The organism is Paenibacillus sp. P4_A9, assembly GCF_056402415.1.
The window spans coordinates 1-2,026 of the sequence record NZ_JBFUHL010000185.1; the positions used below are offsets into that span (position 1 = coordinate 1).

Below are 2,026 nucleotides of genomic sequence, written 5' to 3' on the forward strand. Positions count from 1 at the left end.
GTGGATTTATCATTGGGATGACGATGAAAGGGATGGACTTTCAAGATGCCTTACAAACCTTCTCGATCCTAACGATCGGGGATGGATTGGTAAGCCAAATTCCAGCCCTTTTAATTTCAACCGCCGCTGGTATCATCGTTACGCGAGCATCGTCTGAGGGTAACTTAGGTCATGATATTACGAAACAATTAACTGCTCAACCCAAGTTACTGTACATTGTTGCAGGAACATTAGTTGTACTAGGGACATTTACTCCCATACATTGGTTTACAACATATCCGATAGCTGGATTATTAGTGTTCGCAGCTGTTAAAATGCAAAAGAATTTGGAACGCGAAGCGATCAAAGAAGAACAATTGGTTGAAGAACAGCAGATTGAGGAAGTACGTAGTCCTGAAAGCGTCATATCATTACTTCAAGTGGACCCGATCGAATTTGAATTTGGTTATGGACTTATCCCTCTTGCAGACACTCAGCAAGGTGGCGATTTATTAGACCGGATTATCCTAATACGTCGTCAATGTGCTTTGGAGCTTGGTGTTGTAGTGCCTGTAATACGAATCCGTGACAATATCCAATTGAGACCGAATGAGTATATCATCAAAATTAAAGGCAATACAGTTGCACGCGGTGAACTACTCCTAAATCATTATCTGGCCATGAGTCCTGGATTTGATGATGATTCTATTTCAGGAATTGAAACGACGGAACCTGCTTTCGGTTTACCAGCTATTTGGATCGATGAAATGAACAAAGAGAGAGCAGAGCTGTCTGGCTATACAGTAGTAGATCCACCATCAGTTGTTGCGACTCATTTAACTGAAATTATTAAGAAACATATTCATGAGCTTCTGGGTCGTCAGGAAACGAAGGCGCTTATCGAAAATGTCAGGGAATCATATCCTGCTCTTGTCGATGATTTAATCCCTTCCGTATTATCTGTAGGAGATATTCAGAAGGTTCTGTCTAAGCTACTCCGCGAGAAAATATCTGTCCGTGACTTGGTCACCATTCTAGAAACACTTGCCGATTATGGCACATATACAAAGGATCCTGAGATCCTTACTGAGTATGTGAGGCAGTCATTGTCTCGCCAAATCACACAGCAGTTTACTTCACAAGGTGATTCGCTGAAGGTAATTACAGTGGGTCCATCCGTTGAGAAGAAAATTGCGGATTCCGTGCAACAATCAGATCAAGGAAGCTATTTGGCGCTAGATCCTTCATCTTCACAAATCATTTATCATCGCGTTACAGAGCAAGTAACGAAACTAATCCAATCTGGGCAACAGCCTGTCATTTTAACTTCACCAACGATTCGGATGTATGTTAGACAGCTTTTAGAGAGAACGCTGCAAGATATACCTGTCCTTTCTTACAGTGAACTAGAGCCTAGCGTTGAAATTCAAAGCATGGGGGTAGTCAATTTATGAGAGTAAAAAGATATGTTGTTGATTCCATGCCTGACGCTTTGCAAAAAATTCGTTCAGATCTTGGTAAAGATGCTGTGATTCTCAATACGAAGGAAATTCGTACGGGCGGTTTTCTTGGCATGTTTGGGAAGAAGAAGATAGAAGTCATTGCAGCCATTGATGGCGCAAATGCCAAACCTTCCGCTGCTMCGCAACGGGTAGCTCCACAGCCTCTTCAGCCMAAAGTATCTAATCAACCGGTTCAACTCAAAAGTAGTGTCCATCAATCTGATTTTCCAGATGTACCTGACGTTCTAGTGCCAGCGGCAATGAAGAACGATCTGGTAGCCATAAATGCAGTTTCTGCACCAGAGAGAGTTATGAATCCGACTCAACATCAAGCTTACTCACCTTCATCTGTTCAAACTTCAGCAAGAGCTTCGGTTAAAGATGAGCAATTGATGGATGAACTCAAACAAATGAAAGAAATGATTAAGAAGCTTTCACAAGTGACCGATGAGGATATGCTTCCAGATGCGTTACAAAAGCTTGAACAAAGACTTTGTGATCAAGAAGTGAATCCTACACTTGTTCGACAAATTATGGATGAAGTC

Annotated in this window: 2 protein-coding genes; both read left to right on the forward strand. The window is 41.8% G+C overall.

Going from position 1 to position 2,026, the window contains the following annotated elements; all coding sequences use genetic code 11:
- Window positions 1-1,433: flagellar biosynthesis protein FlhA (locus AC1DVJ_RS30745; protein WP_477596692.1), on the forward strand; the 1,433-nt coding region annotated here is incomplete at its 5' end.
- Window positions 1,430-2,026, forward strand: a 597-nt coding sequence (locus AC1DVJ_RS30750) for a flagellar biosynthesis protein FlhF (protein ID WP_477596693.1), incomplete at its 3' end; no start/stop codon positions are given. The genes AC1DVJ_RS30745 and AC1DVJ_RS30750, both read left to right, overlap by 4 nt.